This window comes from Ferrimonas sp. YIN67 (assembly GCF_057219095.1).
This window is the reverse complement of the sequence record NZ_JBXVVJ010000013.1, coordinates 37,202-60,351: the sequence shown is the minus strand read 5'-3', so window position 1 is coordinate 60,351 and position 23,150 is coordinate 37,202. Positions and strand designations below refer to the sequence as shown.

Annotated in this window: 37 protein-coding genes; 5 read left to right on the top strand and 32 right to left on the bottom strand. The window is 53.2% G+C overall.

From position 1 onward, the window contains the following. Positions 1–267 precede the first annotated feature (267 nt). The 5 genes from ccmA to ccmE are packed head-to-tail and all read left to right on the top strand — an operon-like array spanning position 268 to position 3,046. Positions 268–921 carry a cytochrome c biogenesis heme-transporting ATPase CcmA gene (gene ccmA / locus AC2D8U_RS20115; RefSeq protein WP_484620864.1) on the top strand — a complete coding sequence of 218 codons (654 nt, stop codon included), beginning with the start codon at positions 268–270 and terminating at the stop codon, positions 919–921. A gap of 2 nt (positions 922–923) precedes the next feature. After that, positions 924–1,607 (top strand): heme exporter protein CcmB, encoded by a 684-nt coding sequence (gene ccmB, locus AC2D8U_RS20110; protein ID WP_484620863.1) that lies wholly within the window; start codon positions 924–926, stop codon positions 1,605–1,607. Between the two features lies 1 nt (position 1,608). Further along, a complete protein-coding gene (locus AC2D8U_RS20105) occupies positions 1,609–2,355 on the top strand; it encodes a heme ABC transporter permease (protein ID WP_484620862.1) in 747 nt (248 codons plus the stop codon). Further along, positions 2,352–2,564: a heme exporter protein CcmD gene (ccmD, locus tag AC2D8U_RS20100; RefSeq protein ID WP_484620861.1), complete on the top strand. Its 213-nt coding sequence runs from the start codon at positions 2,352–2,354 to the stop codon at positions 2,562–2,564. Before AC2D8U_RS20105 ends, ccmD begins: the two co-directional genes overlap by 4 nt. Further along, a complete protein-coding gene (gene ccmE, locus AC2D8U_RS20095; RefSeq protein WP_484620860.1) occupies positions 2,561–3,046 on the top strand; it encodes a cytochrome c maturation protein CcmE in 486 nt (161 codons plus the stop codon). Before ccmD ends, ccmE begins: the two co-directional genes overlap by 4 nt. A gap of 688 nt (positions 3,047–3,734) precedes the next feature. Here ccmE and rplQ read toward each other — a convergent pair. The 32 genes from rplQ to AC2D8U_RS19935 all read right to left on the bottom strand — a co-directional run bounded on the left by rplQ (position 3,735) and on the right by AC2D8U_RS19935 (position 23,026). Continuing rightward, positions 3,735–4,127: a 50S ribosomal protein L17 gene (gene rplQ, locus AC2D8U_RS20090; protein ID WP_484620859.1), complete on the bottom strand. Its 393-nt coding sequence runs from the start codon at positions 4,125–4,127 to the stop codon at positions 3,735–3,737. 38 nt (positions 4,128–4,165) lie between these two features. Further along, positions 4,166–5,158 carry a DNA-directed RNA polymerase subunit alpha gene (locus tag AC2D8U_RS20085; RefSeq protein ID WP_484620858.1) on the bottom strand — a complete coding sequence of 331 codons (993 nt, stop codon included), beginning with the start codon at positions 5,156–5,158 and terminating at the stop codon, positions 4,166–4,168. 24 nt (positions 5,159–5,182) lie between these two features. Continuing rightward, positions 5,183–5,803: a 30S ribosomal protein S4 gene (gene rpsD / locus AC2D8U_RS20080; RefSeq protein ID WP_484620857.1), complete on the bottom strand. Its 621-nt coding sequence runs from the start codon at positions 5,801–5,803 to the stop codon at positions 5,183–5,185. A gap of 24 nt (positions 5,804–5,827) precedes the next feature. Beyond that, positions 5,828–6,217 (bottom strand): 30S ribosomal protein S11, encoded by a 390-nt coding sequence (gene rpsK / locus AC2D8U_RS20075; RefSeq protein ID WP_067665737.1) that lies wholly within the window; start codon positions 6,215–6,217, stop codon positions 5,828–5,830. 13 nt (positions 6,218–6,230) lie between these two features. Further along, complete coding sequence (gene rpsM / locus AC2D8U_RS20070) at positions 6,231–6,587, bottom strand: 30S ribosomal protein S13 (RefSeq protein ID WP_484620856.1); 357 nt, start codon at positions 6,585–6,587, stop codon at positions 6,231–6,233. Positions 6,588–6,722: 135 nt separating this feature from the next. After that, positions 6,723–6,836: a 50S ribosomal protein L36 gene (gene rpmJ / locus AC2D8U_RS20065; protein WP_073326189.1), complete on the bottom strand. Its 114-nt coding sequence runs from the start codon at positions 6,834–6,836 to the stop codon at positions 6,723–6,725. A 24-nt stretch (positions 6,837–6,860) separates the two neighbouring features. Further along, positions 6,861–8,180, bottom strand: a complete 1,320-nt coding sequence (gene secY / locus AC2D8U_RS20060; protein ID WP_484620855.1) for a preprotein translocase subunit SecY — start codon at positions 8,178–8,180, stop codon at positions 6,861–6,863. Positions 8,181–8,194: 14 nt separating this feature from the next. Then, positions 8,195–8,629 carry a 50S ribosomal protein L15 gene (rplO, locus tag AC2D8U_RS20055; RefSeq protein WP_484620854.1) on the bottom strand — a complete coding sequence of 145 codons (435 nt, stop codon included), beginning with the start codon at positions 8,627–8,629 and terminating at the stop codon, positions 8,195–8,197. A gap of 3 nt (positions 8,630–8,632) precedes the next feature. Continuing rightward, a complete protein-coding gene (gene rpmD / locus AC2D8U_RS20050) occupies positions 8,633–8,812 on the bottom strand; it encodes a 50S ribosomal protein L30 (protein WP_028115040.1) in 180 nt (59 codons plus the stop codon). A 6-nt stretch (positions 8,813–8,818) separates the two neighbouring features. Beyond that, positions 8,819–9,319 carry a 30S ribosomal protein S5 gene (gene rpsE, locus AC2D8U_RS20045; protein ID WP_484620853.1) on the bottom strand — a complete coding sequence of 167 codons (501 nt, stop codon included), beginning with the start codon at positions 9,317–9,319 and terminating at the stop codon, positions 8,819–8,821. Positions 9,320–9,333: 14 nt separating this feature from the next. After that, on the bottom strand, positions 9,334–9,684 hold the full coding sequence (gene rplR / locus AC2D8U_RS20040) for a 50S ribosomal protein L18 (protein ID WP_484620852.1): 351 nt from the start codon (positions 9,682–9,684) through the stop codon (positions 9,334–9,336). A 9-nt stretch (positions 9,685–9,693) separates the two neighbouring features. Beyond that, on the bottom strand, positions 9,694–10,227 hold the full coding sequence (gene rplF / locus AC2D8U_RS20035) for a 50S ribosomal protein L6 (protein WP_484620851.1): 534 nt from the start codon (positions 10,225–10,227) through the stop codon (positions 9,694–9,696). 11 nt (positions 10,228–10,238) lie between these two features. After that, on the bottom strand, positions 10,239–10,631 hold the full coding sequence (gene rpsH / locus AC2D8U_RS20030; protein WP_484620850.1) for a 30S ribosomal protein S8: 393 nt from the start codon (positions 10,629–10,631) through the stop codon (positions 10,239–10,241). 20 nt (positions 10,632–10,651) lie between these two features. After that, complete coding sequence (gene rpsN, locus AC2D8U_RS20025) at positions 10,652–10,957, bottom strand: 30S ribosomal protein S14 (RefSeq protein WP_484620849.1); 306 nt, start codon at positions 10,955–10,957, stop codon at positions 10,652–10,654. 11 nt (positions 10,958–10,968) lie between these two features. Further along, on the bottom strand, positions 10,969–11,508 hold the full coding sequence (gene rplE, locus AC2D8U_RS20020; protein WP_484620848.1) for a 50S ribosomal protein L5: 540 nt from the start codon (positions 11,506–11,508) through the stop codon (positions 10,969–10,971). A 12-nt stretch (positions 11,509–11,520) separates the two neighbouring features. Then, entirely contained in the window at positions 11,521–11,835 is a 315-nt protein-coding gene (rplX, locus tag AC2D8U_RS20015) for a 50S ribosomal protein L24 (protein WP_067665769.1), read from the bottom strand. 10 nt (positions 11,836–11,845) lie between these two features. Continuing rightward, on the bottom strand, positions 11,846–12,214 hold the full coding sequence (rplN, locus tag AC2D8U_RS20010) for a 50S ribosomal protein L14 (RefSeq protein ID WP_484620847.1): 369 nt from the start codon (positions 12,212–12,214) through the stop codon (positions 11,846–11,848). A 165-nt stretch (positions 12,215–12,379) separates the two neighbouring features. Continuing rightward, positions 12,380–12,628 carry a 30S ribosomal protein S17 gene (rpsQ, locus tag AC2D8U_RS20005; protein ID WP_222545565.1) on the bottom strand — a complete coding sequence of 83 codons (249 nt, stop codon included), beginning with the start codon at positions 12,626–12,628 and terminating at the stop codon, positions 12,380–12,382. Beyond that, entirely contained in the window at positions 12,628–12,819 is a 192-nt protein-coding gene (gene rpmC, locus AC2D8U_RS20000) for a 50S ribosomal protein L29 (protein ID WP_067665778.1), read from the bottom strand. The genes rpsQ and rpmC overlap by 1 nt, the downstream gene beginning before the upstream one ends. Further along, the gene (rplP, locus tag AC2D8U_RS19995) at positions 12,819–13,232 is read right to left on the bottom strand and encodes a 50S ribosomal protein L16 (protein ID WP_484620846.1); all 414 of its coding nucleotides are present in this window, start codon (positions 13,230–13,232) and stop codon (positions 12,819–12,821) included. Before rplP ends, rpmC begins: the two co-directional genes overlap by 1 nt. Before the next feature lie 11 nt (positions 13,233–13,243). Continuing rightward, positions 13,244–13,933 carry a 30S ribosomal protein S3 gene (gene rpsC / locus AC2D8U_RS19990; RefSeq protein ID WP_484620845.1) on the bottom strand — a complete coding sequence of 230 codons (690 nt, stop codon included), beginning with the start codon at positions 13,931–13,933 and terminating at the stop codon, positions 13,244–13,246. A gap of 11 nt (positions 13,934–13,944) precedes the next feature. After that, entirely contained in the window at positions 13,945–14,277 is a 333-nt protein-coding gene (rplV, locus tag AC2D8U_RS19985; RefSeq protein WP_345335755.1) for a 50S ribosomal protein L22, read from the bottom strand. 10 nt (positions 14,278–14,287) lie between these two features. Then, entirely contained in the window at positions 14,288–14,566 is a 279-nt protein-coding gene (gene rpsS, locus AC2D8U_RS19980) for a 30S ribosomal protein S19 (RefSeq protein WP_298445050.1), read from the bottom strand. A 15-nt stretch (positions 14,567–14,581) separates the two neighbouring features. After that, entirely contained in the window at positions 14,582–15,406 is an 825-nt protein-coding gene (gene rplB / locus AC2D8U_RS19975; protein WP_484620844.1) for a 50S ribosomal protein L2, read from the bottom strand. Positions 15,407–15,424: 18 nt separating this feature from the next. Beyond that, positions 15,425–15,727 (bottom strand): 50S ribosomal protein L23, encoded by a 303-nt coding sequence (gene rplW / locus AC2D8U_RS19970; protein ID WP_484620843.1) that lies wholly within the window; start codon positions 15,725–15,727, stop codon positions 15,425–15,427. Further along, positions 15,724–16,329, bottom strand: coding sequence for a 50S ribosomal protein L4 (gene rplD / locus AC2D8U_RS19965; protein ID WP_484620842.1), 606 nt, complete (start codon positions 16,327–16,329; stop codon positions 15,724–15,726). Before rplD ends, rplW begins: the two co-directional genes overlap by 4 nt. A 17-nt stretch (positions 16,330–16,346) precedes the next feature. Then, complete coding sequence (rplC, locus tag AC2D8U_RS19960; protein WP_484620841.1) at positions 16,347–16,985, bottom strand: 50S ribosomal protein L3; 639 nt, start codon at positions 16,983–16,985, stop codon at positions 16,347–16,349. Positions 16,986–17,014: 29 nt separating this feature from the next. Further along, on the bottom strand, positions 17,015–17,326 hold the full coding sequence (rpsJ, locus tag AC2D8U_RS19955; protein WP_014290685.1) for a 30S ribosomal protein S10: 312 nt from the start codon (positions 17,324–17,326) through the stop codon (positions 17,015–17,017). Positions 17,327–17,621: 295 nt separating this feature from the next. Beyond that, the gene (locus AC2D8U_RS19950) at positions 17,622–19,823 is read right to left on the bottom strand and encodes a GumC family protein (protein WP_484620871.1); all 2,202 of its coding nucleotides are present in this window, start codon (positions 19,821–19,823) and stop codon (positions 17,622–17,624) included. A gap of 66 nt (positions 19,824–19,889) precedes the next feature. Further along, positions 19,890–20,411: a polysaccharide biosynthesis/export family protein gene (locus AC2D8U_RS19945; protein ID WP_484620840.1), complete on the bottom strand. Its 522-nt coding sequence runs from the start codon at positions 20,409–20,411 to the stop codon at positions 19,890–19,892. A gap of 9 nt (positions 20,412–20,420) precedes the next feature. Then, on the bottom strand, positions 20,421–21,611 hold the full coding sequence (locus AC2D8U_RS19940; RefSeq protein WP_484620839.1) for an outer membrane beta-barrel protein: 1,191 nt from the start codon (positions 21,609–21,611) through the stop codon (positions 20,421–20,423). 17 nt (positions 21,612–21,628) lie between these two features. After that, a complete protein-coding gene (locus AC2D8U_RS19935; RefSeq protein ID WP_484620838.1) occupies positions 21,629–23,026 on the bottom strand; it encodes an undecaprenyl-phosphate glucose phosphotransferase in 1,398 nt (465 codons plus the stop codon). Positions 23,027–23,150 lie beyond the last annotated feature (124 nt).

The following is a 23,150-nucleotide window of genomic DNA, read 5'->3' as shown; positions in this document are numbered from 1 at the left end:
GCACTGTACCACAGTCGTCACATATTGACACCTCCAAGTGGCCTGGCTCACACTTGCTGTTCTTCATCGGAACCCTATCTGGCATTGGCGGTCTGAAGTGGCATAGAAACACACGCTGTACTCACTGTTAGTTTGCTCACATCCTGAGATCTTTTTACTCGCAGCCGAGGATCTCTTGATGGAATTACGGCCAGGTCTCAACGACCTTCCCCGACGCTGTGATACTATCTCCCTATCTATTACCACCATATGAGTCAAGAGGACCCGGTGACAGAACACAGACCGAACCCGCTGCTGCAGGCACAAGCACTGACCTGCATTCGTGAAGAGCGGATCTTGTTCGATGAACTCAGTTTTGATGTCCACCCAGGCGACATCCTTCAGATCGAAGGCCCCAACGGTGCAGGCAAAACTAGTTTGCTTCGGATCCTGGCAGGTCTCTCGCGCCCCTACGGCGGACGGGTACTGCATGCCGGACAGCCTATTGAAGATGTTCGTGACGAATATCATCAGGCTCTTCTCTATCTTGGCCATCTACCCGGCGTCAAGTCTGAACTGTCAGCCGAAGAAAATCTGACATTCAATCTTAAAGTAACCGGCTTCTGTGATGCACCAATCCACCAGATCCTGGCAAAGGTCAACTTGGCTGGCTTTGAGGATCATCCAGCAGGCCATCTGTCTGCGGGTCAGCATCGACGCATCGCCTTAGCGCGCCTGTGGCATACGGATGCCAAAATCTGGATTGTCGATGAACCCCTGACAGCCATCGATAAAAAAGGCGTCGCAGAGCTGGAACAACTCTTCCTTGACCACGCCGATCGAGGCGGTTGCGTGATCCTGACCACCCACCAAGATCTCCAACTGGTCGGTGATCGGCTCAAAAAGCTCAAGCTCCAATACCACTTTCACGGGGAAGCCTGAACGTGCGCAAAATCAGTTACTCTCAGGCATTCAATACCGTACTAAAGCGCGACCTTCAAATCGCCTTCCGTCATCGCGGTGATATCTTCAACCCCTTGATGTTCTTCGTCATGGTTGTCACCCTTTTCCCTTTGGGGATCGGTCCTGAGCCTGGCACACTGACCCGGATCGCCCCTGGGATCATCTGGGTTGCCGCGCTGCTCTCTGCCATGTTGTCACTGGAAAGACTGTTTAAGTCTGACTATAACGACGGTTCTCTAGAGCAGATGATGCTCAGCCCCCAACCTTTGGCGCTGATGGCCCTTGCCAAGGTATTGGCCCACTGGTTGGTTACCGGTGTTCCCCTGATCCTGATCGCCCCCCTGTTGGCTGTCATGCTCCACCTGGATGAAAATGCCTATGGGGCATTGATGTCTACCCTGCTGATTGGCACCCCCATCCTGTCGTTGATCGGTGCCATTGGTGTTGCCCTGACAGTTGGTTTGCCTAAAGGTGGGGTCCTCTTGAGTCTTTTGATCCTGCCGCTGTACATTCCAGTCCTGATCTTTGCAACCGGTGCCATTGACGCCGCTTCAATGGGCCTGGAATTTGGCGGTCACCTTGCTATTCTGGCAGCAATCTTGATTGGCGCCCTGGTCGTCGCACCAGTCGCCATTAGTGCATCCCTACGAGTGAGTACGAACTGATATGTGGAAGTGGTTACATCCCTACGCACAACCTGAGCGAGCCTATAACCTGGCTGGCAGCCTGTTTCCCTGGTTTGCCGCCCTGGCTGCAATCCTGATCACCATTGGCACCGTCTGGGGCCTAGGCTTTGCCCCTGTCGATTACCAACAGGGTCATTCCTACCGGATCATCTTCTTGCATGTACCGGCAGCATCCATGTCCATGTCCGCCTACATGGCCATGGCCATCTGTGCCTTTATCGGGCTGGTATGGCAAATCAAACTGGCTGACATCGCTGCCGCCGCCATTGCACCGATTGGAGCAGTGCTGACCGCCCTTGCCCTGATCACAGGTGCTGCCTGGGGTAAACCCATGTGGGGAGCATGGTGGGTTTGGGATGCAAGACTGACGTCTGAACTGGTTTTGCTATTCCTCTACCTTGGTGTGATTGCCCTTTACGCCTCTTTCGAAGATAAGGTCATGGCGGCAAAAGCTGCTGGGATCCTGGCCATCGTCGGTGTGATCAACTTACCCATCATTAAGTACTCCGTCGACTGGTGGAATACCCTGCACCAGCCCAATGCTATTACCGTAGGCAAAAGCAACAGCATGCCACCGGAGATGTTGATCCCCCTGCTGTGCAACATCTTCGGCTTTGCCATGTTGATTGGCGCTCTCAGCATCCTCCGATTCCGTGCAGAGGTACTGGCTCGTAACAGCATGCGTCCCTGGGTCCGTGCCATGATCACTAAGGAGACCTCAGTATGAATCTGACTTTCCAATTCGCCTCACTCAGTGAGTTTATCGATATGGGCGGCTATGCTTTCTACGTCTGGCTGTCCTACGGCAGCGCTGCCATCGCCTTTTCAGCCCTAATTTTCAACTCGGCTCGCAAGCGTAAATCTGTTCTGGCAGAGATCGCCAAAAAGCAAGCTCGTGAAGCCCGTCTGCGTCAACATAGGAGCCAAACTCAATGAACCCACGTCGCAAAAAGCGCCTGCTGTTCGCATCCGCCTTGATCGGTGGGGTCGCTGCCATCGCCAGCCTGCTGCTGTTCGCACTGAACTCCAACCTAGATCTGTTCTTTACTCCGACTGAAGTCGTAGAGGGCCGTGAAGGAACTGGCCTGATGCCAGAAGTGGGTCAACGGATCCGCGTCGGTGGCATGGTGGTTGAAGGCTCGGTTGAGCGTGATGCCTCCAGCCTGAAGATCGCCTTCAATATCGCCGACAATGGCCCAGCCATCACAGTTCTGTACGACGGCATGTTGCCCGATCTGTTCCGTGAGGGACAAGGTATCGTTGCTCAGGGCACCCTGGTCGAACCAACCGTGCTCGAAGCCAGCGAAGTCTTAGCCAAGCACGACGAAAACTACATGCCACCCGAGATCGCCGAAGCCATGGGGAAATCCCATGAGCAGATGGATTACAGCGAAACTCAAAGCAGCACCGGCTACTAAAAAATGGAAAAGACGAAAAGCCTCCCAACCGGGAGGCTTTTTTCTTAGCGTCCGATAGAACAAACTTTCCCTGAATACCTTGCAGAGCGATCACCTTCGCATCTGCTGTTGGGACATTGCACCGATACCGCAGATCTAACGCGATTGCTCCTGTCGTTACAGAGATATCCCAAGCATCGGAAAGCTAATGCCCATGCTCTAAAGCCGCGCGACCCAATAGATTCCGGCAAACCATAAAACCAAAGACTCCATCGCTTCGCGATGCCTAAACAATCGGCCAACGGGACCTTTTAACAAGCTTCCACCGTTCAAACTCTGCAACCACGCCATTCCACCAGCCTGCCGAAGGGAATCGGTATCCCGCCCCCCTTAATCGAAGATGGTTAAATCTACAACTGTGCCAGCATCACCCCATGTCGGTTTAGGCAAGCTGATACGCCAAACAAGACAACAACCACGGGGACGAAGTGGCAATGAGGACCCTGGTGGAGTTTCTGTCCCAATGGCTAGAAAAGCTAACTGATGCTGATGTCTGAGGGCTGAGGGCTGAGGGCTGAGGGCTGAGGGCTGAGGGCTGAGGGCTGAGGGCTGAGGGCTGAGGGCTGAGGGCTGAGGGCTGAGGGCTGAGGGCTGAGCACAAGATACAAAAAAGGCCCCCCGAAGGGAGCCTTTTTCTCAAGCGTCAAAATTACTCAGCCGCAGCTTCAGCAACTTCTTCGCCAGCCGGACGACCAACAAGCTCGATGAAAGCCATCGGCGCATTGTCACCAGCACGGAAACCACACTTCAGGATGCGAGTGTAACCACCCGGACGCTCCTGGTAACGTGGACCCAGTTCATTAAACAGTTTACCCACAACTTCTTTGTCGCGAGTACGGGCGAATGCCAGGCGGCGGTTCGCTACGCTGTCAGTTTTAGCCAGTGTGATCAACGGCTCTACTACACGGCGCAGTTCTTTGGCCTTAGGCAGGGTCGTCTTGATAACTTCGTGGCGAACCAGGGAGCCAGCCATGTTGCGGAACATAGCCTGACGGTGGCTGCTGTTACGGTTCAGTTGACGACCACTCTTACGATGGCGCATGACCTTATCCTTCTAACCTAAATCTCAAACAGATCCGGTTACATGTTGTCGACTAGGGAGGCCGGCGGCCAGTTCTCAAGGCGCATGCCAAGAGAAAGACCACGCGAAGCCAGAACGTCTTTAATCTCAGTCAGAGACTTCTTACCCAAGTTAGGGGTCTTCAGAAGCTCAACTTCGGTACGCTGAACCAAATCACCAATATAGTGAATTGCTTCTGCTTTCAGACAGTTAGCCGAACGAACAGTAAGTTCCAGATCGTCGACAGGACGCAGCAGAATCGGATCGAATTCCGGCTTCTCTTCTTTCTCTTCCGGCTCACTAACGTCACGCAGATCAACGAAGGCATCCAGCTGCTCTGCCAGGATAGTGGCGGAGCGACGAATGGCTTCTTCAGGATCCAAAGTGCCGTCGGTGTGCATGTCGATGATCAGCTTATCCAGGTCGGTACGCTGTTCAACTCGAGCGGCTTCAACATTGTAAGCAATGCGAACCACTGGGCTGAACGACGCATCAACCAGCAAACGGCCGATCGGACGCTCGTCATCTTCAACCTGCGCACGAGCGGATGCGGGAATATAACCGCGGCCCAACTCGATTTTAATGCGCATGTTAATCTCGGCATCGGCACCGGTCAGAGTACAGATCAGGTGATCGGGGTTAACGATCTCCACATCACCATCATGGGTGATGTCTGCTGCAGTGACAGGGCCCGCACCGGACTTACTCAGAGTCAGAGTCGCCTCTTCTTTGCCTTCCAGCTTGACCGCCAAACCTTTCAGGTTCAACAGGATCTCAAGTACGTCCTCTTGGACGCCTTCTTTGCTGCTGTACTCGTGCAATACACCGTCGATTTCAACTTCGGTAACCGCACAGCCCGGCATGGAAGAGAGCAGGATGCGACGAAGAGCATTGCCCAAAGTGTGGCCAAAACCACGCTCAAGCGGCTCTAGAGTCACCTTAGCCCGGTTAGCGCTAATCTGATCAATATCGACAAGTCGTGGCTTTAGAAATTCGGTAACAGAACCCTGCATTTTGTCCTCTCTTAACGGTTAGCTTTACTTAGAGTAAAGCTCTACGATCAGCTGTTCGTTGATGTCAGCAGACAGATCGCTACGTTCTGGCAGGCGTTTGAAAGTACCTTCCATTTTCGCTGCGTCTACTTCAACCCAAGTCGGCTTCTCGCGCTGCTCAGCAACTTCCAACGCACCTTTGATGCGGGCTTGCTTCTGAGACTTCTCGCGAACGGCGATAACGTCGTCCGGAGATACACGGAAGGACGGGATGTTAACAACACGACCGTTAACCTTGATGGCCTTGTGGCTCACCAGCTGACGTGCTTCAGCGCGAGTGGCACCAAAGCCCATACGGTAAACCACGTTGTCCAGACGGCTCTCGAGCAACTGCAGCAGGTTTTCACCAGTGTTGCCTTTGATACGAGCCGCGTCCTTGTAGTAGTTCCGGAATTGTTTTTCCAGAACGCCGTAAATACGACGGACTTTTTGCTTTTCGCGCAACTGAACACCGTAATCGGACAGACGAGCGCGACGGGCGCCGTGTTGACCAGGTACGGTATCAATTTTACATTTAGAATCGATCGCTCGAACGCCGCTTTTCAGGAACAGATCTGTACCTTCGCGACGGCTCAGTTTGAGCTTTGGACCCAAATATCTTGCCATGTTCTTTCTCCAACTAACCTAGGGTTATACGCGACGCTTTTTCGGCGGGCGACAACCGTTGTGCGGGATCGGAGTCACATCAGTGATGTTGGTGATGCGGAAACCCGCAGCATTCAACGCACGAATGGAAGATTCACGACCCGGACCCGGACCTTTCACTTCGACTTCCAGGTTCTTCAGGCCGTACTCTTTTGCGACTTCGGCGCAACGCTCGGCAGCTACCTGAGCAGCGAACGGAGTAGACTTACGAGAACCACGGAAACCGGAACCACCAGCGGTGGCCCATGCCAGAGCGTTGCCCTGACGGTCAGTGATAGTCACGATAGTGTTGTTGAAGGAAGCATGAACGTGTGCAATACCGTCTGCGACCTGCTTGCGTACCTTTTTACGAGTACGAGAAGGAGCTTTAGCCATTGGTTAATTCCCCTTACTTCTTAATCGGCTTACGCGGACCTTTACGGGTACGCGCGTTAGTCTTGGTACGCTGACCACGAACTGGCAAGTTACGACGGTGGCGCAAGCCACGGAAGCAACCCAGATCCATCAGACGCTTGATATTCATGGAAACCTCACGACGCAGATCACCTTCGACGGTGAATGCGGCAACAGCCTCACGCACTTTGTCGATAGTGGACTCGTCAAGGTCCTTAAACTTAACATCTTCAGCAATACCAGCGTTCACACAAATAGCTTTTGCGCGAGTCTGGCCAATGCCGAAAATGGCGGTGAGAGCAACTACCGCATGTTTATGCTCGGGAATGTTAATGCCAGCGATACGGGCCACTATAGCACTCCTCAATTCCGGTGGTTTACTGGGAAAAGCCCGGTAGGATACTCAACAGCAAACCAGATTGCAATAACGCAGGGGCTGACCCTAGGGCCAGCCCTGCGCACTTAGTTGGTTTATCAGAAATTCTGATTAACCTTGACGCTGTTTGTGCTTCGGCTCAGAGCAGATAACACGAACAACACCATTACGTTTGATCACCTTACAGTTGCGGCACATGGCCTTAACTGATGCACGAACTTTCATTTTGATACTCCGTGAATGGCGCCCTTAACGGCCGTAGCCCTTAAGGTTGGCCTTTTTCAGAACAGAATCATACTGAGAAGACATCAGATGAGTCTGCACCTGGGCCATAAAGTCCATGATAACCACTACCATAATCAAGAGTGAAGTCCCACCGAAGTAGAACGGCACATTGGTAGTGAGCATCATAAACTCAGGAACCAGACAGATAAAGGTGATGTATACCGCGCCAGCCAATGTCAGGCGGGTCATCACTTTATCAATGTAGCGGGCAGTTTGCTCGCCCGGACGAATCCCGGGGATGAACGCGCCACTCTTCTTAAGATTGTCCGCTGTTTCACGCGGGTTAAACACCAACGCAGTATAGAAGAAACAGAAGAAAACAATCGCTACAGCATAAATCATCACATACAGCGGTTGACCCGGAGACAGTGCCAGAGAGATATCTGACAAGATGCCACCTTGGCTCTGATCGAACCATTGAGCCAGAGTTCCTGGAAACAGGATAATGCTGGACGCGAAGATCGGCGGGATAACGCCGGCCATGTTAACCTTCAGAGGCAAATGGGTGCTTTGTGCAGCAAACACCTTACGACCTTGTTGGCGTTTGGCGTAGTTTACCACAATGCGGCGCTGGCCGCGCTCCATAAATACCACAAAGGCAGTGATCAGACCGACAATAACCACCAGACCGAGCAACAAGAGCAAGTGCAGTTCACCTTGACGCGCCTGCTCAGCCGTTTGACCGATGGCGGATGGCAAACCAGCAACAATACCTGCAAAAATCAGGATAGAGATGCCGTTGCCAATACCGCGCTCGGTGATCTGCTCACCCAGCCACATCAGGAACATGGTACCGGTTACCAAGCTCACAACCGCTACAAAGTAGAAGCCGAAGCCAGGGTTGACCACCAAACCGGGGATCATGCTGGGCAAGCCAGTCGCGATCCCAATGGATTGGAAGAAAGCCAAGCCCAAGGTACCGTAGCGGGTCCACTGGTTAATCTTGCGACGACCAGTTTCACCCTCTTTCTTCCATTCCGCCAAAGTTGGGTGCACAACCGTCAACAACTGCATGATAATCGATGCAGAGATGTACGGCATGATGCCCAAAGCGAAAACGGAAGCCCGTTCCAAGGCACCACCGGAGAACATGTTAAACATCTCTACGATGGTACCCTGCTGCTGCTTGAACAGTTCGGCAAGCACAGCGGCGTCAATACCAGGAATTGGTACGAAAGAACCCGCTCGGAACACCACAATGGCCCCGAGAACAAACAACAGGCGCGCTTTCAACTCGGAAAGGCCCCCTTTCGCACTTTTCAATTCAAGTCCTGGCTTAGCCATTGCGTACTTTCCCGTTACTCTTCGATTTTGCCGCCCGCGGCCTCGATGGCTTCACGAGCACCCTTGGTCACTTTCAGACCAGAGATGGTTACTGGGCGCTCGATTTTACCCGAAAGGACCACTTTCGCAAACTGAATGTTTGCAGAAATGAGGCCAGCATCTTTCAGGGTTGCCAGGCTAACCACGTCACCTTCAACTTTAGCCACTTCATGCAGACGGATTTCGGTAGAAACCAAAGCCTTACGAGAAGTGAAACCAAACTTAGGCAGACGCTGTTTCAGAGGCATCTGACCGCCTTCGAAACCAGGACGGATGCCGCCGCCGGAGCGGGACTTTTGGCCTTTGTGGCCACGGCCGCCGGTTTTACCCAGGCCAGAACCGATACCACGACCTACACGCTTAGCGGCTTTCTTGGAGCCAGCGGCCGGAGACAAAGTATTCAAACGCATATCTTAGTCCTCCACCTTAACCATGTAGTAAACCTTGTTGACCATACCGCGAACGGAAGGAGTATCTTCCAGTTCAACAGTGTGACCGATCTTACGCAGACCCAGACCTACCAGAGTAGCGCGGTGCTTCGGCAGACGACCGATAGCGCTCTTGGTTTGAGTAACCTTGATAGTTTTAGCCATGTCAGATTACCCCCGGATCTCGTCAGCACGCAGACCACGCTTTGCAGCGATTTGCTCAGGAGACTTCACAGAAGTCAGAGCGTCTACGGTAGAACGAACTACGTTGATCGGGTTGGTGGAACCGTAGGCCTTACACAGTACGTTGTGTACGCCAGCAACTTCCAGAACGGCGCGCATCGCACCACCAGCAATAATACCGGTACCTTCAGAGGCAGGCTGCATGTACACCTTGGAGCCGGAATGACGGCCCTTAACAGGGTGATGCAGAGTGCCGTTGTTCAGGGTAACGGTTTGCATGTTGCGACGAGCCTTTTCCATTGCCTTCTGGATAGCAGCAGGCACTTCGCGTGCTTTGCCGTAACCAAAACCAATGCGGCCGTTACCGTCACCAACTACAGTCAGTGCGGTGAAGCTAAAGATGCGACCACCTTTAACAACTTTAGAAACGCGGTTTACTGCAATCAGCTTTTCTTGCAGGTCACCGGTTTGATTCTCATGATTCGCCATGATCCACTCCCAACTTAGAACTGGAGGCCAGCTTCACGAGCAGCGTCAGCCAAAGCGGCTACGCGACCGTGATACTTAAAGCCACTGCGATCGAAGGCCAAAGACTTAATGCCTTTTTCCAGAGCGCGCTCAGCAACCGCTTTACCGACAGCCTTCGCAGCGTCGATGTTACCGGTGCCTTTCAACTGCTCAGCAATTGCCTTCTCAACGGTAGAGGCAGCAGCCACTACGTTAGCGTCGGCAGTGATAACCTGGGCGTAGATGTGGCGCGGAGTACGGAACACGACCAGACGAGTCGCGCCCATTTCCTGAATTTTCTTGCGTGCGCGCAGAGCGCGACGCAGACGAGCTGCATTCTTGTCCATCGTATTACCTTACTTCTTCTTGGCCTCTTTACGACGCACGTTCTCATCAGCGTAACGTACACCTTTGCCTTTGTATGGCTCAGGCTTACGGTAAGCGCGGATGTTCGCGGCCGCCTGACCAACAGACTGCTTGTCTGCGCCAGTGAGGACGATTTCAGTTTGGCTCGGGCACTCGGCCTTCACACCTTCAGGCAGAACGTATTCTACCGGGTGAGAGAAGCCCAGAGTCAGATTGACAGCGTTACCTTTGATAGCCGCACGGTAACCTACACCGTTCAGCTGCAGCTTCTTGGTGAAGCCTTCGGTTACGCCAACAACCATGTTGTTTACCAGAGCGCGAGCGGTACCTGCCTGGGCCCAAGCGTTGGCAACGCCTTCGCGGGGACCAAAGGTCACATTGCTCTCTTCTTTGGCAACAACAACAGCGTCGTTGATCTGACGAGTAAGAGTACCCTTACCACCTTTAACGGTGATCTCCTGGCCGTTCAGAGTTACCTCTACACCGGCAGGGATAGCGACAGGAGCCTTAGCTACACGAGACATAGTTCTACTCCTTACGCTACGTAGCAGATGATCTCACCGCCCATGCCCTGAGATCGGGCTGCGCGGTCAGTCATCACACCTTTAGAGGTGGATACGATAGCAATACCCAGACCACCCATTACTTTTGGCAGCTCATCTTTCTTTTTGTAGATGCGCAGGCCTGGGCGGCTGGCACGCTCGATGGATTCAACCACCGGCTTACCTTGGAAGTACTTCAGAGTTACTTCCAGAGTCGGTTTAACGTCACCGGAGACGGCGAAATCGGCAATGTAACCTTCTGCTTTCAGAACGTTAGCGATGGCCGCTTTCAGCTTAGAGGACGGCATGGTCACTGCAACTTTGTTGGCAGCCTGGCCGTTGCGGATGCGCGTCAGCATATCCGCGATCGGATCTTGCATGCTCATATTCGCTTACTCCCGAATGCTTACCAAGAGGCCTTTTTGAGGCCAGGAACTTCACCACGCATAGTCGCTTCACGCAGCTTGATACGGCTCAGGCCGAACTTGCGCAAGTAACCGTGTGGGCGACCAGTGATTGCACAGCGGTTACGCTGGCGAGAAGCACTGGAATCACGCGGAAGTTGTTGCAGTTTCAGGACCGCAGCCCAACGCTCTTCTTCAGAGGCGTTGACGTCCTTGATGATCGCTTTCAGCGCGGCACGCTTTTCAGCGTACTGAGCAACCAGCTTGGCGCGCTTTACATCGCGAGCCTTCATGGATTGTTTAGCCATAACCCTACACCTTACTTGCGGAACGGGAAGTTGAAGGCAGCCAGCAGAGCACGACCTTCTTCATCGGTGTTCGCAGTAGTGGTAATGGTAATATCCATACCGCGAATCTTATCGATCTTGTCGTAATCGATTTCCGGGAAGATGATTTGCTCACGAACGCCCATGGAGTAGTTACCACGGCCATCGAACGCTTTCGGGTTCAGGCCACGGAAGTCACGGATCCGCGGTACCGCAATGGATACCAGACGCTCGAAGAACTCCCACATACGCTCGCCGCGCAGGGTTACTTTACAACCAATCGGGTAACCTTCACGGATCTTAAAGCCAGCAACAGATTTGCGAGCTTTAGTGATCAGGGGCTTCTGACCGGAAACAGCTGCCATATCAGCTACGGCATGTTCCAGCACCTTTTTGTCCGCTACGGCTTCACCGACACCCATGTTCAGGGTGATCTTTTCAATCCGAGGGACTTGCATGATGCTGGTGTAGCCGAACTGCTTCATCAGTTCTTTTACTACAGCTTCTTTGTAGTAATCATGCAGTTTCGCCATCGTAAACTCCAATTACTTAACAATTTCGTCGTTGGACTTGAAGAAACGGACTTTTTTGCCGTCTTCAATACGGAAACCCACACGATCAGCCTTGCCAGTAGCAGGGTTGAACAGTGCCACATTGGAAGCGTGGATTGGGGCTTCTTTCTCAACGATGCCACCTTGAACACCCAGTTGGGGGTTCGGCTTCTGGTGCTTCTTCACCAGGTTGACGCCTTCGACGATAACCTTACCAGTGGTCAGGACTTGGGAAACTTTACCGCGTTTACCCTTGTCTTTACCTGCCAGTACGATTACCTCGTCATTACGACGGATTTTTGCTGCCATGGTTCGCTCCTTACAGTACTTCAGGCGCCAGGGACACAATCTTCATGAACTGCTCATTACGCAGTTCACGGGTCACCGGGCCAAAGATACGAGTGCCGATCGGCTGGTTGCTTGCATTCAGCAAGACAGCAGCGTTACGGTCAAAGCGAATGACAGAACCGTCGGGACGACGTACGCCCTTCTTGGTGCGCACTACCACCGCGTTAAACACATCACCTTTCTTCGCTTTACCGCGAGGAATGGATTCCTTTACGGAAACCTTGATGATGTCGCCGATGCCGGCATAACGACGGTGGGAGCCACCCAAGACCTTAATACACTGCACGCTACGTGCGCCGGAGTTATCGGCAACGTCCAGCACAGATTGCATTTGGATCATTTCAGTGCTCCGCTTTATTACTTCATATGCCCTTACGGGCTAGTTGGCTGCCTCAAAAAGGCGCGCAATTATAACCCACCCTTTTTCCAAAAGGGAAGATAAAAAATAACCGGCCCGGGCAAGCCCGAGCCGGTTACTCTTAATCGTAGTCGAAAATGCCTGAAATTAGGCTTTTTCTACTACGCTCACCAGAGTCCAGGACTTAGTCTTGGACAGTGGACGGCATTCGCGGATTTCCACGAGATCGCCGATACCACACTGGTTGGTTTCGTCATGAACGTGCAGCTTAGTAGTGCGCTTCATGAACTTGCCGTAGATCGGGTGCTTAACTTTGCGCTCGATGGCTACGGTGATGGACTTGTCCATCTTGTCGCTGATAACACGACCCTGAAGAGTACGGATTTTATCAGACATTACGCACCTGCCTTCTCAGTCAGAACGGTCTTAACGCGCGCGATGTTGCGGCGTACCTTCTTCATTTCGTGAGTCGCTTTCAGCTGACCGGTTGCGTTCTGCATACGCAGGTTGAACTGTTCGCGCAGCAGGTTCAGCAGCTCGGCATTCAGTTCTTCAACGCTTTTTTCACGCAAATCTTGTGCTTTCATCACATCACCTTACGAGTTACAAAGGTGGTCTGTACAGGCAGCTTGGCGGCAGCCAGAGAGAAAGCTTCACGAGCCAGCTCTTCAGACACACCTTCCATTTCATACAGGACACGACCCGGTTGGATCTGTGCTACCCAGTACTCAACGTTACCCTTACCTTTACCCTGACGAACCTCAAGCGGCTTGGCGGTGATCGGCTTATCCGGGAATACACGGATCCAGATCTTACCTTGACGCTTAATGTGACGAGTCATGGCACGACGTGCAGCTTCGATTTGACGCGCAGTCATACGACCACGAGTGGTCGCTTTCAGACCGAAAGAGCCAAAGGATACCTTGTCACCAGTGGTGGCTACACCACGGTTACGGCCTTTGTGCATCTTACGGAACTTCATACGTTTAGGTTGCAGCATCTCGGTTCCCCTTACTTACCACGACCTTTGCGCTTCGGCTGCTGCTTCGGCTGCTCTTCTACTACCGGCATGCCGCCCAGAACTTCACCTTTGAAGATCCAAACTTTAATACCGATAACACCATAAGTGGTGTGAGCTTCAGAAGTAGCGTAATCGATGTCAGCGCGCAAAGTGTGCAGTGGCACGCGACCTTCACGGTACCATTCGGTACGTGCGATCTCAGCGCCACCCAGACGACCAGAAACTTCGATTTTGATGCCCTTGGCACCCAGACGCATAGCGTTCTGTACCGCGCGCTTCATAGCGCGACGGAACATAACGCGGCGCTCCAGCTGGGAAGCGATGGAATCACCGACCAGTTGAGCATCCAGTTCCGGCTTGCGTACTTCGGAGATGTTGATCTGAGCCGGTACACCGGTCAGCTTAGCTACTTTCTTGCGCAGCTTTTCAACATCTTCGCCCTTCTTACCAATTACAACGCCAGGACGAGCAGTGTGAATGGTCACACGGATGCTCTTGGCCGGACGTTCGATGGTGATCCGGGATACAGAAGCATTGGCCAGTTCCTTTTTCAGGAATTGACGCACTTCATGATCGCTGAACAGGTTGTCAGCGTAGTCTTTTTTCTCCGCGTACCAGGTCGAAGACCAAGGCTTGGTAATACCAAGGCGGATACCATTAGGATGTACTTTCTGTCCCATTGCAGCTCCCCTTACTTATCGGCCACAACCACAGTGATGTGGCTAGAGCGCTTCAGGATGCGGTCAGCACGGCCTTTGGCACGCGGCATGATGCGCTTCATGGTCGGACCTTCGTCAACGAAGATCTTGGCAACCTTCAGGTTGTCGATGTCCAGACCTTCATTGTGTTCCGCGTTTGCAATGGCAGACTCCAGAACTTTCTTAACCAGAGCACCAGCTTTTTTGCTGCTGAAAGTCAGAATGTCCAGAGCACGATCTACCGGCAAACCGCGGATCTGATCCGCTACCAGGCGAGCCTTCTGAGGAGAAGTGCGGGCAAAACGGTGTTTAGCTAAAACTTCCATCTTCTACCCCTTAGCGTTTCTTCGCTTTCTTATCCGCAGCGTGGCCGCGGTAAGTGCGAGTCGGCGCGAATTCGCCCAGTTTGTGACCAATCATGTCCTCGGTAACAAATACCGGAACGTGCTGGCGACCATTATGGACAGCGATGGTGAGACCAATCATATCAGGAATGATCATCGAACGACGGGACCAAGTCTTAACAGGCTTTTTGTCTCCGTTTTCCACCGCTTTCTCTACCTTCTTCAGCAAGTGCAGGTCGATAAATGGACCTTTCTTGAGAGAACGTGGCATGGTGAATCCTCTAAATTACTTGGTACGACGACGTACGATGTACTTATCGGTACGCTTGTTACTGCGGGTCTTCTTACCTTTGGTCGGAACGCCCCACGGGGATACCGGGTGACGACCACCAGAAGTACGACCTTCACCACCACCGTGCGGGTGATCTACCGGGTTCATGGCAACACCACGAACGGTCGGACGAACACCGCGCCAGCGGTTGGCACCAGCTTTACCAAGCTGACGCAGCATGTGCTCGGCGTTGCCCACTTCACCCAAGGTGGCGCGGCAATCAGCCAGAACTTTACGCATCTCACCGGAGCGCAGACGCAGGGTCACGTAAGCACCATCGCGAGCAACGATTTGGACGTAAGCGCCAGCGGAGCGAGCCAACTGACCACCCTTGCCCGGCTTCAGTTCTACGTTATGAACGGTAGAACCAACCGGCACATTGCGCATTGGCAGGGTGTTGCCTACTTTGATCTCGGCTTCTACACCGGACATGATCGCATCACCAGCATGCAGGCCTTTCGGGGCCAGGATGTAGCGACGCTCACCGTCTGCGTACAGAACCAGAGCGATGTTCGCGCTGCGGTTCGGATCGTATTCCAGACGCTCAACTTTGGCCGGCACACCGTCTTTGTTGCGCTTGAAGTCAACAATACGGTAGTGCTGTTTGTGACCACCGCCAATGTGGCGAGTGGTGATACGACCAGCGTTGTTACGACCACCAGACTTGGACTTCTTGTCCAGCAGGGCGGCGTGAGGCTTACCTTTGTGCAGCTCGGCGTTCACGATTTTGGTAACGTGACGACGACCGGCAGAGGTAGGCTTACACTTAACAATAGCCATTATCTAAACTCCTACTGCTTACTCAGCGCCGCCGACAAAGTCGATGTCAGCGCCTTCGGCCAGGGTGACGTAGGCTTTCTTCCAGTCGCTGCGGCGACCGAAACGAGCGCCGTGACGCTTAACCTTGCCTTTCATCACGCTGGTGCGTACGCCAGTTACCTGCACTTCGAACAGCTTCTCAACAGCGGCTTTAACTTCCGCTTTGGTCGCGTCGATGGCCACTTTGAACACAACAGTGTTGTTCAGTTCAGCAGCCATGGTGCTCTTTTCAGAGATGTGCGGAGCCAGCAGCACTTTCAGCAAACGTTCTTCACGGATCATGCCAGCTTCTCCTCAATCTGCTTAACTGCGTCAGCGGTCATCAGGACTTTGTCGAAGGCGATCAGGCTAACCGGATCGATACCGTCCACGTCGCGAACGTCAACCTTGTACAGGTTGCGAGAAGCCAAGAACAGGTTCTCATCAACTTCACCGGTAACGATCAGTACGTCAGCCAGATCCATCTCTTTCAGCTTGGCAACCAATTCTTTGGTTTTCGGCGCTTCAACAGAGAAGTTCTCAACAACAATCAGACGATCTTGACGAACCAGCTCGGACAGAATGCTGCGCAGAGCGGCCCGGTACATCTTCTTGTTAACTTTTTGGCCGTGATCTTGCGGCTTAGCAGCGAAAGTTACGCCACCAGAACGCCAGATTGGGCTCTTTACAGTACCGGCGCGCGCACGGCCAGTACCTTTCTGGCGCCACGGCTTTTTGCCGGTGCCAGTAACTTCAGAGCGGCTGAGCTGAGCACGGGTACCTTGACGAGCATTGGCTGCGAAAGCCACTACTACTTGGTGTACCAGAGCTTCGTTAAACTCACGCCCGAAGGTAGTTTCGGAAACTTCAAGAGCGCTCTGGGCGTCTTTCATTACCAATTCCATTACTATCTCCTCAGACGTTACGCTTTAACGGCAGGCTTAACGATCACGTCACCGCCGTTTGCACCAGGGACAGCACCCTTGATCAGCAGCAAGTTACGTTCAGCGTCAACACGTACCACGTCCAGGTTCTGAGTAGTTACCTGCTCAGCGCCCATGTGGCCAGCCATTTTCTTGCCCTTGAATACCTTGCCCGGGGATTGGTTTTGACCAATGGAACCCGGAGCACGGTGGCTCAAGGAGTTACCGTGAGTCATATCTTGGGTGCGGAAGTTCCAACGCTTAACAGCGCCCTGGAAACCCTTACCTTTGGATTGACCGGTAACGTCTACTTTTGCAACATCAGCAAAGATGTCGACTTTCAGCTCAGCACCCAGCTCGATGCCTTCACCTTCACCTTCACCCAGGCGGTGCTCCCACAGACCACGACCGGCTTCTACACCAGCTTTGGCAAAGTGGCCAGCTTCAGGCTTGTTCACGTGGGAAGCTTTTTTGCTGCCTACGGTAACCTGAATAGCACGGTAGCCTTCGCTCTCCAGTGCTTTAACCTGAGTTACACGGTTCGGTTCTACTTCGATTACAGTCACAGGGATGGACACGCCGTCTTCAGTGAAGATGCGGGTCATGCCAACTTTGCGACCTACAAGACCGATAGCCATTCTTATAAACCTCTATTCCGAATCTGGAATTAACCCAGACTGATCTGCACGTCTACGCCTGCAGCCAGATCCAGACGCATCAGCGCGTCGACAGTCTTGTCGGTAGGCTCAACAATGTCCACCAAACGCTTGTGGGTACGGATCTCATATTGATCACGTGCATCTTTGTTCACGTGAGGAGAGACCAGTACGGTGTAGCGTTCTTTACGGGTGGGCAGCGGGATAGGACCGCGAACTTGAGCACCTGTACGCTTAGCAGTCTCAACGATTTCCGCGGTAGACTGATCGATCAGGCGATGATCGAACGCCTTCAGACGGATACGGATTCTTTGGTTCTGCATTGACCAGAGCTCCAACTCTAAGAAACACATAAACCAATCCCTTCACCACCCTGTTCATAATAAGGGGGAAGAGACGATTCACCTACATTCGATCCCAGATCGGGACCGCTGTTTGTGGCACCAATTGTGCCACCTATTTTTCACCCCCTTAACGGGGATGGCGGCTTACGCCAATTGCGTAAGCCGGACGAATTATACGCAACAATTGCACAAGTGCAAGGCCAATTTCAGTAAAATTCACTGCCGGGCCCCATTCTGTGGACGCACCATCTCGAATGCCTGTTTGGGGCGCGAATTATGCCGCACTTTCCCGACTTTCGGTACCCCTATTTTTCCTCTGGTAGCCGTGGCCATAATAGCTGTCGTAATGCTTACCATACTGGGCCTGCATCGCTTCTTTGGCTGCACGATTCAACACGACGCCAGACAACAGGATTTTGTTGCCCAAGATCTGGTCCAGTGCCCTTGTCGCCAAGCGAACCCGAGTATGATTCGCCCTGACCACAAAAATGATGGCTCCCGCCATCTGGCCTATCAATAGCCCATCGGACACTGAGTTAATAGGAGGAGTATCGAGTACCACGGCATCGTATTGGCTCCGCACCTGGTCAAGCAGCCCTCGGAAAGCCTCACTAGACAGGGTCTCCAGCGGATTTGATAACGCGGTGCCCGCAGCCAGAATATCCAACCCTGTGCTGGTATCCTGATAGATACACTGCGCCAAGGTGTGGGTACCGCTGATGGCATTCGTCAATCCTGGCTCATATTCGGGGATCTTAAACGCCTTTCCCACCGAAGGCCGCCGAAGATCACAATCAACCAAGAGAACTTTTTTTACTTGCTTCAAGGATAGCGCCAGACTGATTGCCGAGGTGGTTTTGCCCTCCTCGGGGCTGGCTGAACTGACAGCTAATATCGACGGCACCTGGAGACTACCCTGACGACTGTCCTGGAGGCTTAGAGCCGTTCGAATACTACGCCAGGCCTCACCAAACTCCGGGTGCTTGGTATTAAAGTACCCTTTAACCGCCAGATCGGTTGACGACTGTTTTATTTCGGGAACGATCCCCAACATACGGGCCTTAAGTTCGAACTCAACCTCATCGGCCCTATTGATCACATCGGCCAACCTGGCCATCAACAACGCCATAAAAGAAGCACACATAAGCGCTAAAAGAGCCACAGTGATCACCAGCATACCCCGTTTGGGTGAAGCGGCAACCAATGGGGGCAACGCTGGATCGGTAAAGCGGGCAATGGCTTCGTTAAAATCACCGGCAACGCCCGTCTCCTTGATCCGAGTCAAAAAGGTCTCATACAGCTGGCGATTGGTTTCGACCTCACGCATCAATTCACTGTAAGCCGTTTCACTCTTGCTTAAGCCCTGATAATTCTGTTTGGCCGCAGCCAGTTCCGCCAGCAAACTGGACTCTTCTCGACTTGCCGCTTGGTACTCTTTCTGGATCCCATCGACCAGCTGACGGATCTGTCTACGCAGGGCTCCGCGCACTTCACTTAGCTCCGCTCGAGCAGCGATCATCGATTTATGCTTGGGACCATAGCGGTTTGCCAACTGTGCGACCTTTTGCTCGGCAGAAGCTTCGCCACGCCGCAACTGTTGGATGCTAGGATGGCGATTGATCTCGGGTAGAGCCGCCAGCTGATCCACATCGCTCCCAGCAACGCTGGAAACACTACGGGCAATCGTCTGGGCGGCACTACGGCGAGCCTTGGCATCATTCAGTCGATCGGTGATCCCCTCCAACTGCTGCCCCTCAAGCGTCAGCAGGCCTTCGACATCCACTAGGCCAGCCTCATCCCGAAACTGCTGTAACGCCAGTTCCGAACTGTGCAGATTGGTCTTCAACGTCTCGAGTCTTTCACGCATCCACCCCGTCGCTTCCTGCGTCGCCAAGAGCTTGTCTTCCATATGGGACTCGATATAGGCCCGACCTATTGCGTTAGCCACTTCGGCCGCCAGTTCAGGATCGGCAGAGGTAAACTGGATTTTGACCAACTGGGTATTACGCACCGGGACGACCGTCAAGCGTTCGAAATAACGAGAAAGCACGCGCTGGTTAAGCCGATACTCCCGCTCCTGGTCAGTCAATGGAGTGAGAGTCGACTGCCAAGGCACATACTGCCTAACCCAACTTTTCAGCAATCCCAGACCAAACCCGCGACTAGCAGTAAACTCGGGCACCATATGAAGACCGAGGCGTTCGATCACAACGTTAGCGATCTTACGAGACTGTATGATCTGATACTGAGTTAAGAAATACTCATCAGCCGTTGCATCGACACCATAGAGCTCTTCGATAGAGAGCAACTTGGACTCTCGGTTTTCCAGCAAGAGTGTCGACTCCGCCAGATAGCTGGGAGGCAGGCGAGAGACCACAACGCCTCCAAGGGTGGTCACCAGCAAGGTGAACATCAAAATCCACCCTCGGTATCGAACCAGAACGGCCCATCGGCTCGATAGCCCCACCCACTCCATAGTCAGAGCCTGATCTCGTGAGGGGTCGCGGTCAGCTAGCATTGAGGCCTCCGAATGGTTGCTCAATCAGAAAAAGGAATCTTCAATAAAGATGGAGTCGCCGGGTAATACCTGGGTTGCCATATCGGCTTTGAGAGTGCGCTCCCCACGATTGTCCGTGCGCACCAGAGTCAAACCACTGCGTGCCGCCCGTTCAGTTAATCCTCCCGCCAGCGCGATCGCTTGGCGCACCGTCAAACCTGGCTGAAAAGGATATCCCCCCGGTCGCCGTACCTCTCCGTTGATAAAGAAGGGGCGATACTCCACGATACTGACCGACACACTCGGGTTAACCAGATAGTCTCCTTTCAGTCCCTGGTGGATTAAGGATTCCACCTCGGCCACCGTCAATCCGGCGACCCGCAACACACCCAGGTAGGGATAGGTGATCTCCCCGGATTCACCGAGACGAATGGAATCGATGCTCAGATCCGCCTCCCCAAACACCTGGATCCTAAGCTGATCGCCAGCTCCAAGGTGATAGGCTGTGGATGCCGCCAGGCCCCCAGGCACCAAGAGCCAACAGAAGAGCGCCAAGATTCTGATCATACCCGACTCCTACAAGGACAGAGTGACTGCAAGGCCATACTGGATTTTGTCGTAATTGATGGCAGGATCCGTTCGAGAGGAAGTGTGGTCAATGTATTGAAGATAGGGTTCGAACTTAAGCCAGCGCCGAAAGGCATAAGAGACGGCTGCACGCGCAGTGTGGATATCATCCTCTCTGGAATCGCCGGTATAATCCTCATTCTCGAACCGGTATCGAAGCACAGTCTGTAAGCGTTCCCACCAGCCGTGAGTCCAACCCAGTTCATAAATAGTCTGATCGACATAATCACCGTCAGTAAAGGGATCAGTTGCCGCTCGAGCACTCGACAATTCCAACTCAGAGTGGGTAACAGGATGCCAGGTCACGCCTATATCCCAGGATAGGCCGGAGAAATCCTCACGCCCTGAGTCATCGAAGTGCTTATCCTCGATGCCGAACTTGGCTCGCCCCTGGGTTTTACCCGTTGCCTCCCAAGTGAGCCCAGCCAAAGCTCTTAGCGTCTTACTGTCCCGCGCCGCCCTGCCTGACTCGACAAGATCGTAACTGCGATCGGTATGGCGCGCCTCCAAGACCAAGCCTGTACGCGTGCCCAGTCGCCAACGAAGATCCGCACCAAAGGAGTAATCCTCATAATCCCGAAACTCGGTAAACCCATCCCGAAAATTGTTGTACCTTCTGTCCTCAAAACCCAGTAACGCGCCCAACTGCATGGTACTGCTATCCGCGCCAAAGCCGTATTCCACTGTGGCTCGATGTCGAGTGTACTTTACCGGCTCGCTGAGCAACTCAAACTCCGCCAGACCCGTTCCTCGAGCCTCGTGAGCCTTGTGAAATCGATAATTCAGGTCAAGACGGTGACGGGCTGTAAATTCGTGATGACCAAGGAGATCGATTCGATGATCTGTGTAGTTGTCGGCTGATGAGTCAAAATAGCTGCCCGAAGCAAGCTTATAGCGAGCCTTGATATGGCTGATCCTGCGGCCCATCGTCAACCAAAGATCCGGCTCGATGAGAAAATAACCTGAGCTCAATGACTCTCCCCCGGTATTCAGAAGGTTGTCATCATGGCCCAATTCCGTCATGACCGTTGGACGGAGATAGAGCCCCTCCATCACCTCCATACGCGCTGGCTCAAACGACTCAGCAACTGCGCCCATGCTGGCCAGTGCCAGTCCGAGTACCCCACAATATCGACGCACCTGTGACTCCTCCTGGTTTAGTAGGCATTCTCATGAGAAAAGCCCTTTGTGAGTGTCATGGCCACAATCTGGATATCCAACAGCACTGACCAATGGGTTATATAGTGAAGATCAAATTCAACCCGCTTAGCCATCTTATCCAAGGTATCGGTCTCGCCTCGCCAGCCATTGACTTGGGCCCAGCCGGTGATCCCAGGCTTGACCTTGTGTCTTAGCATGTAGCCGTCAATCAGTGCCCGGTACTGCTCATTGTGAGCAACAGCATGTGGCCGGGGACCAACAACCGACATCTGACCCTGTAAAACATTAATAAATTGCGGCAGCTCATCAAGCGACGTGCGACGAAGAAAAGCGCCCAAGGGCGTGATCCGACTGTCATTTCTTTGAGCCTGCTTAATAGTAGTTCCGTTCTCGACTGTCGTCATGGTGCGGAACTTCCAAACCTCAATTCGCTTGCCATCGATGCCGTAGCGATTTTGCTTAAAGAGTACGGGCCCTGGGGACCCCATTCGGACAGCCAGTGCAATCACCAACATAGGCACGGCAAAAACGATTAAGGCCACGACCGAGATGGCCAGATCTTCGGCGCGTTTCAGGGCGCCCCAAGGCCCGCGAATAGGACTTTCATAGACACTCAGGGTTTTGAGCCGCCCAACACTATGCCAAGCTGCGTTAAACAAATTATAAATAAAGAAATTTGGTACCAGATGGATCTCACTGACGGTATTTCGGCACTTTTCCAGGATCTCGGCAATACGGGACTCCGCCTTCATCGGCAAAGCAATAAACAATTTATCGACCCCCCCTTTCGACGCCCTCTCAATGGCGGAATCGATATCCCCCAGCAAGGGAGTGCATTGAGACCCATCCAACCGCTCTCCCTCCCGATCATCACAAAAACCCAGCACACGGATCCCCAGCCCGGGTTGCCGATTGATCTCATCCGCCAGCCGACGGCCCATGCTTGTCGCACCAATCACCAGAGCCGTTTTGATGTGGCGCCCCGCCGCCCGCTGTGACTTGAGGTGATGCAAGTAGATCCATCGCCACCCCACCAAGACCAAGGCAACCCCACACACCCAGACCACAAAGCTGGTTCGACTCAGATCCGTTCCTAACTTAAGGAAGTACAGGGCAAAGATCATGGTCACTACAACCAAACCCCAGGTCAGTAGGGTGGTCAACACCAGCTCAGCAAACGAGGTCAGACGCCAGGAGCGATACAGGGAAAAAACCTCTGAGCAGTACAACATCAGCAAAGCCGCCAGCAAGGCCCATAGCGCCAATGTCTGAATCGAGACCGGGATCTCCAGGGGAGAGAGCTGGATCAGAGCAAGGCCCATGACGATGGTCAAAAAGTCCAGGATCCGGAACCAAAAGGCAGAAAGTTGAAGGGAGCCTTCATGGAATGTCATGGCCTACCCCGATCGTCAATAATACGCTCGCCAAACAGTGAGACACTGCGGCGAGCGACCCACACCAGGCCGCTTGCCAAATCTGATAGACCGTCACCATCGCCTCCCAGTCAGCACAGCGCTG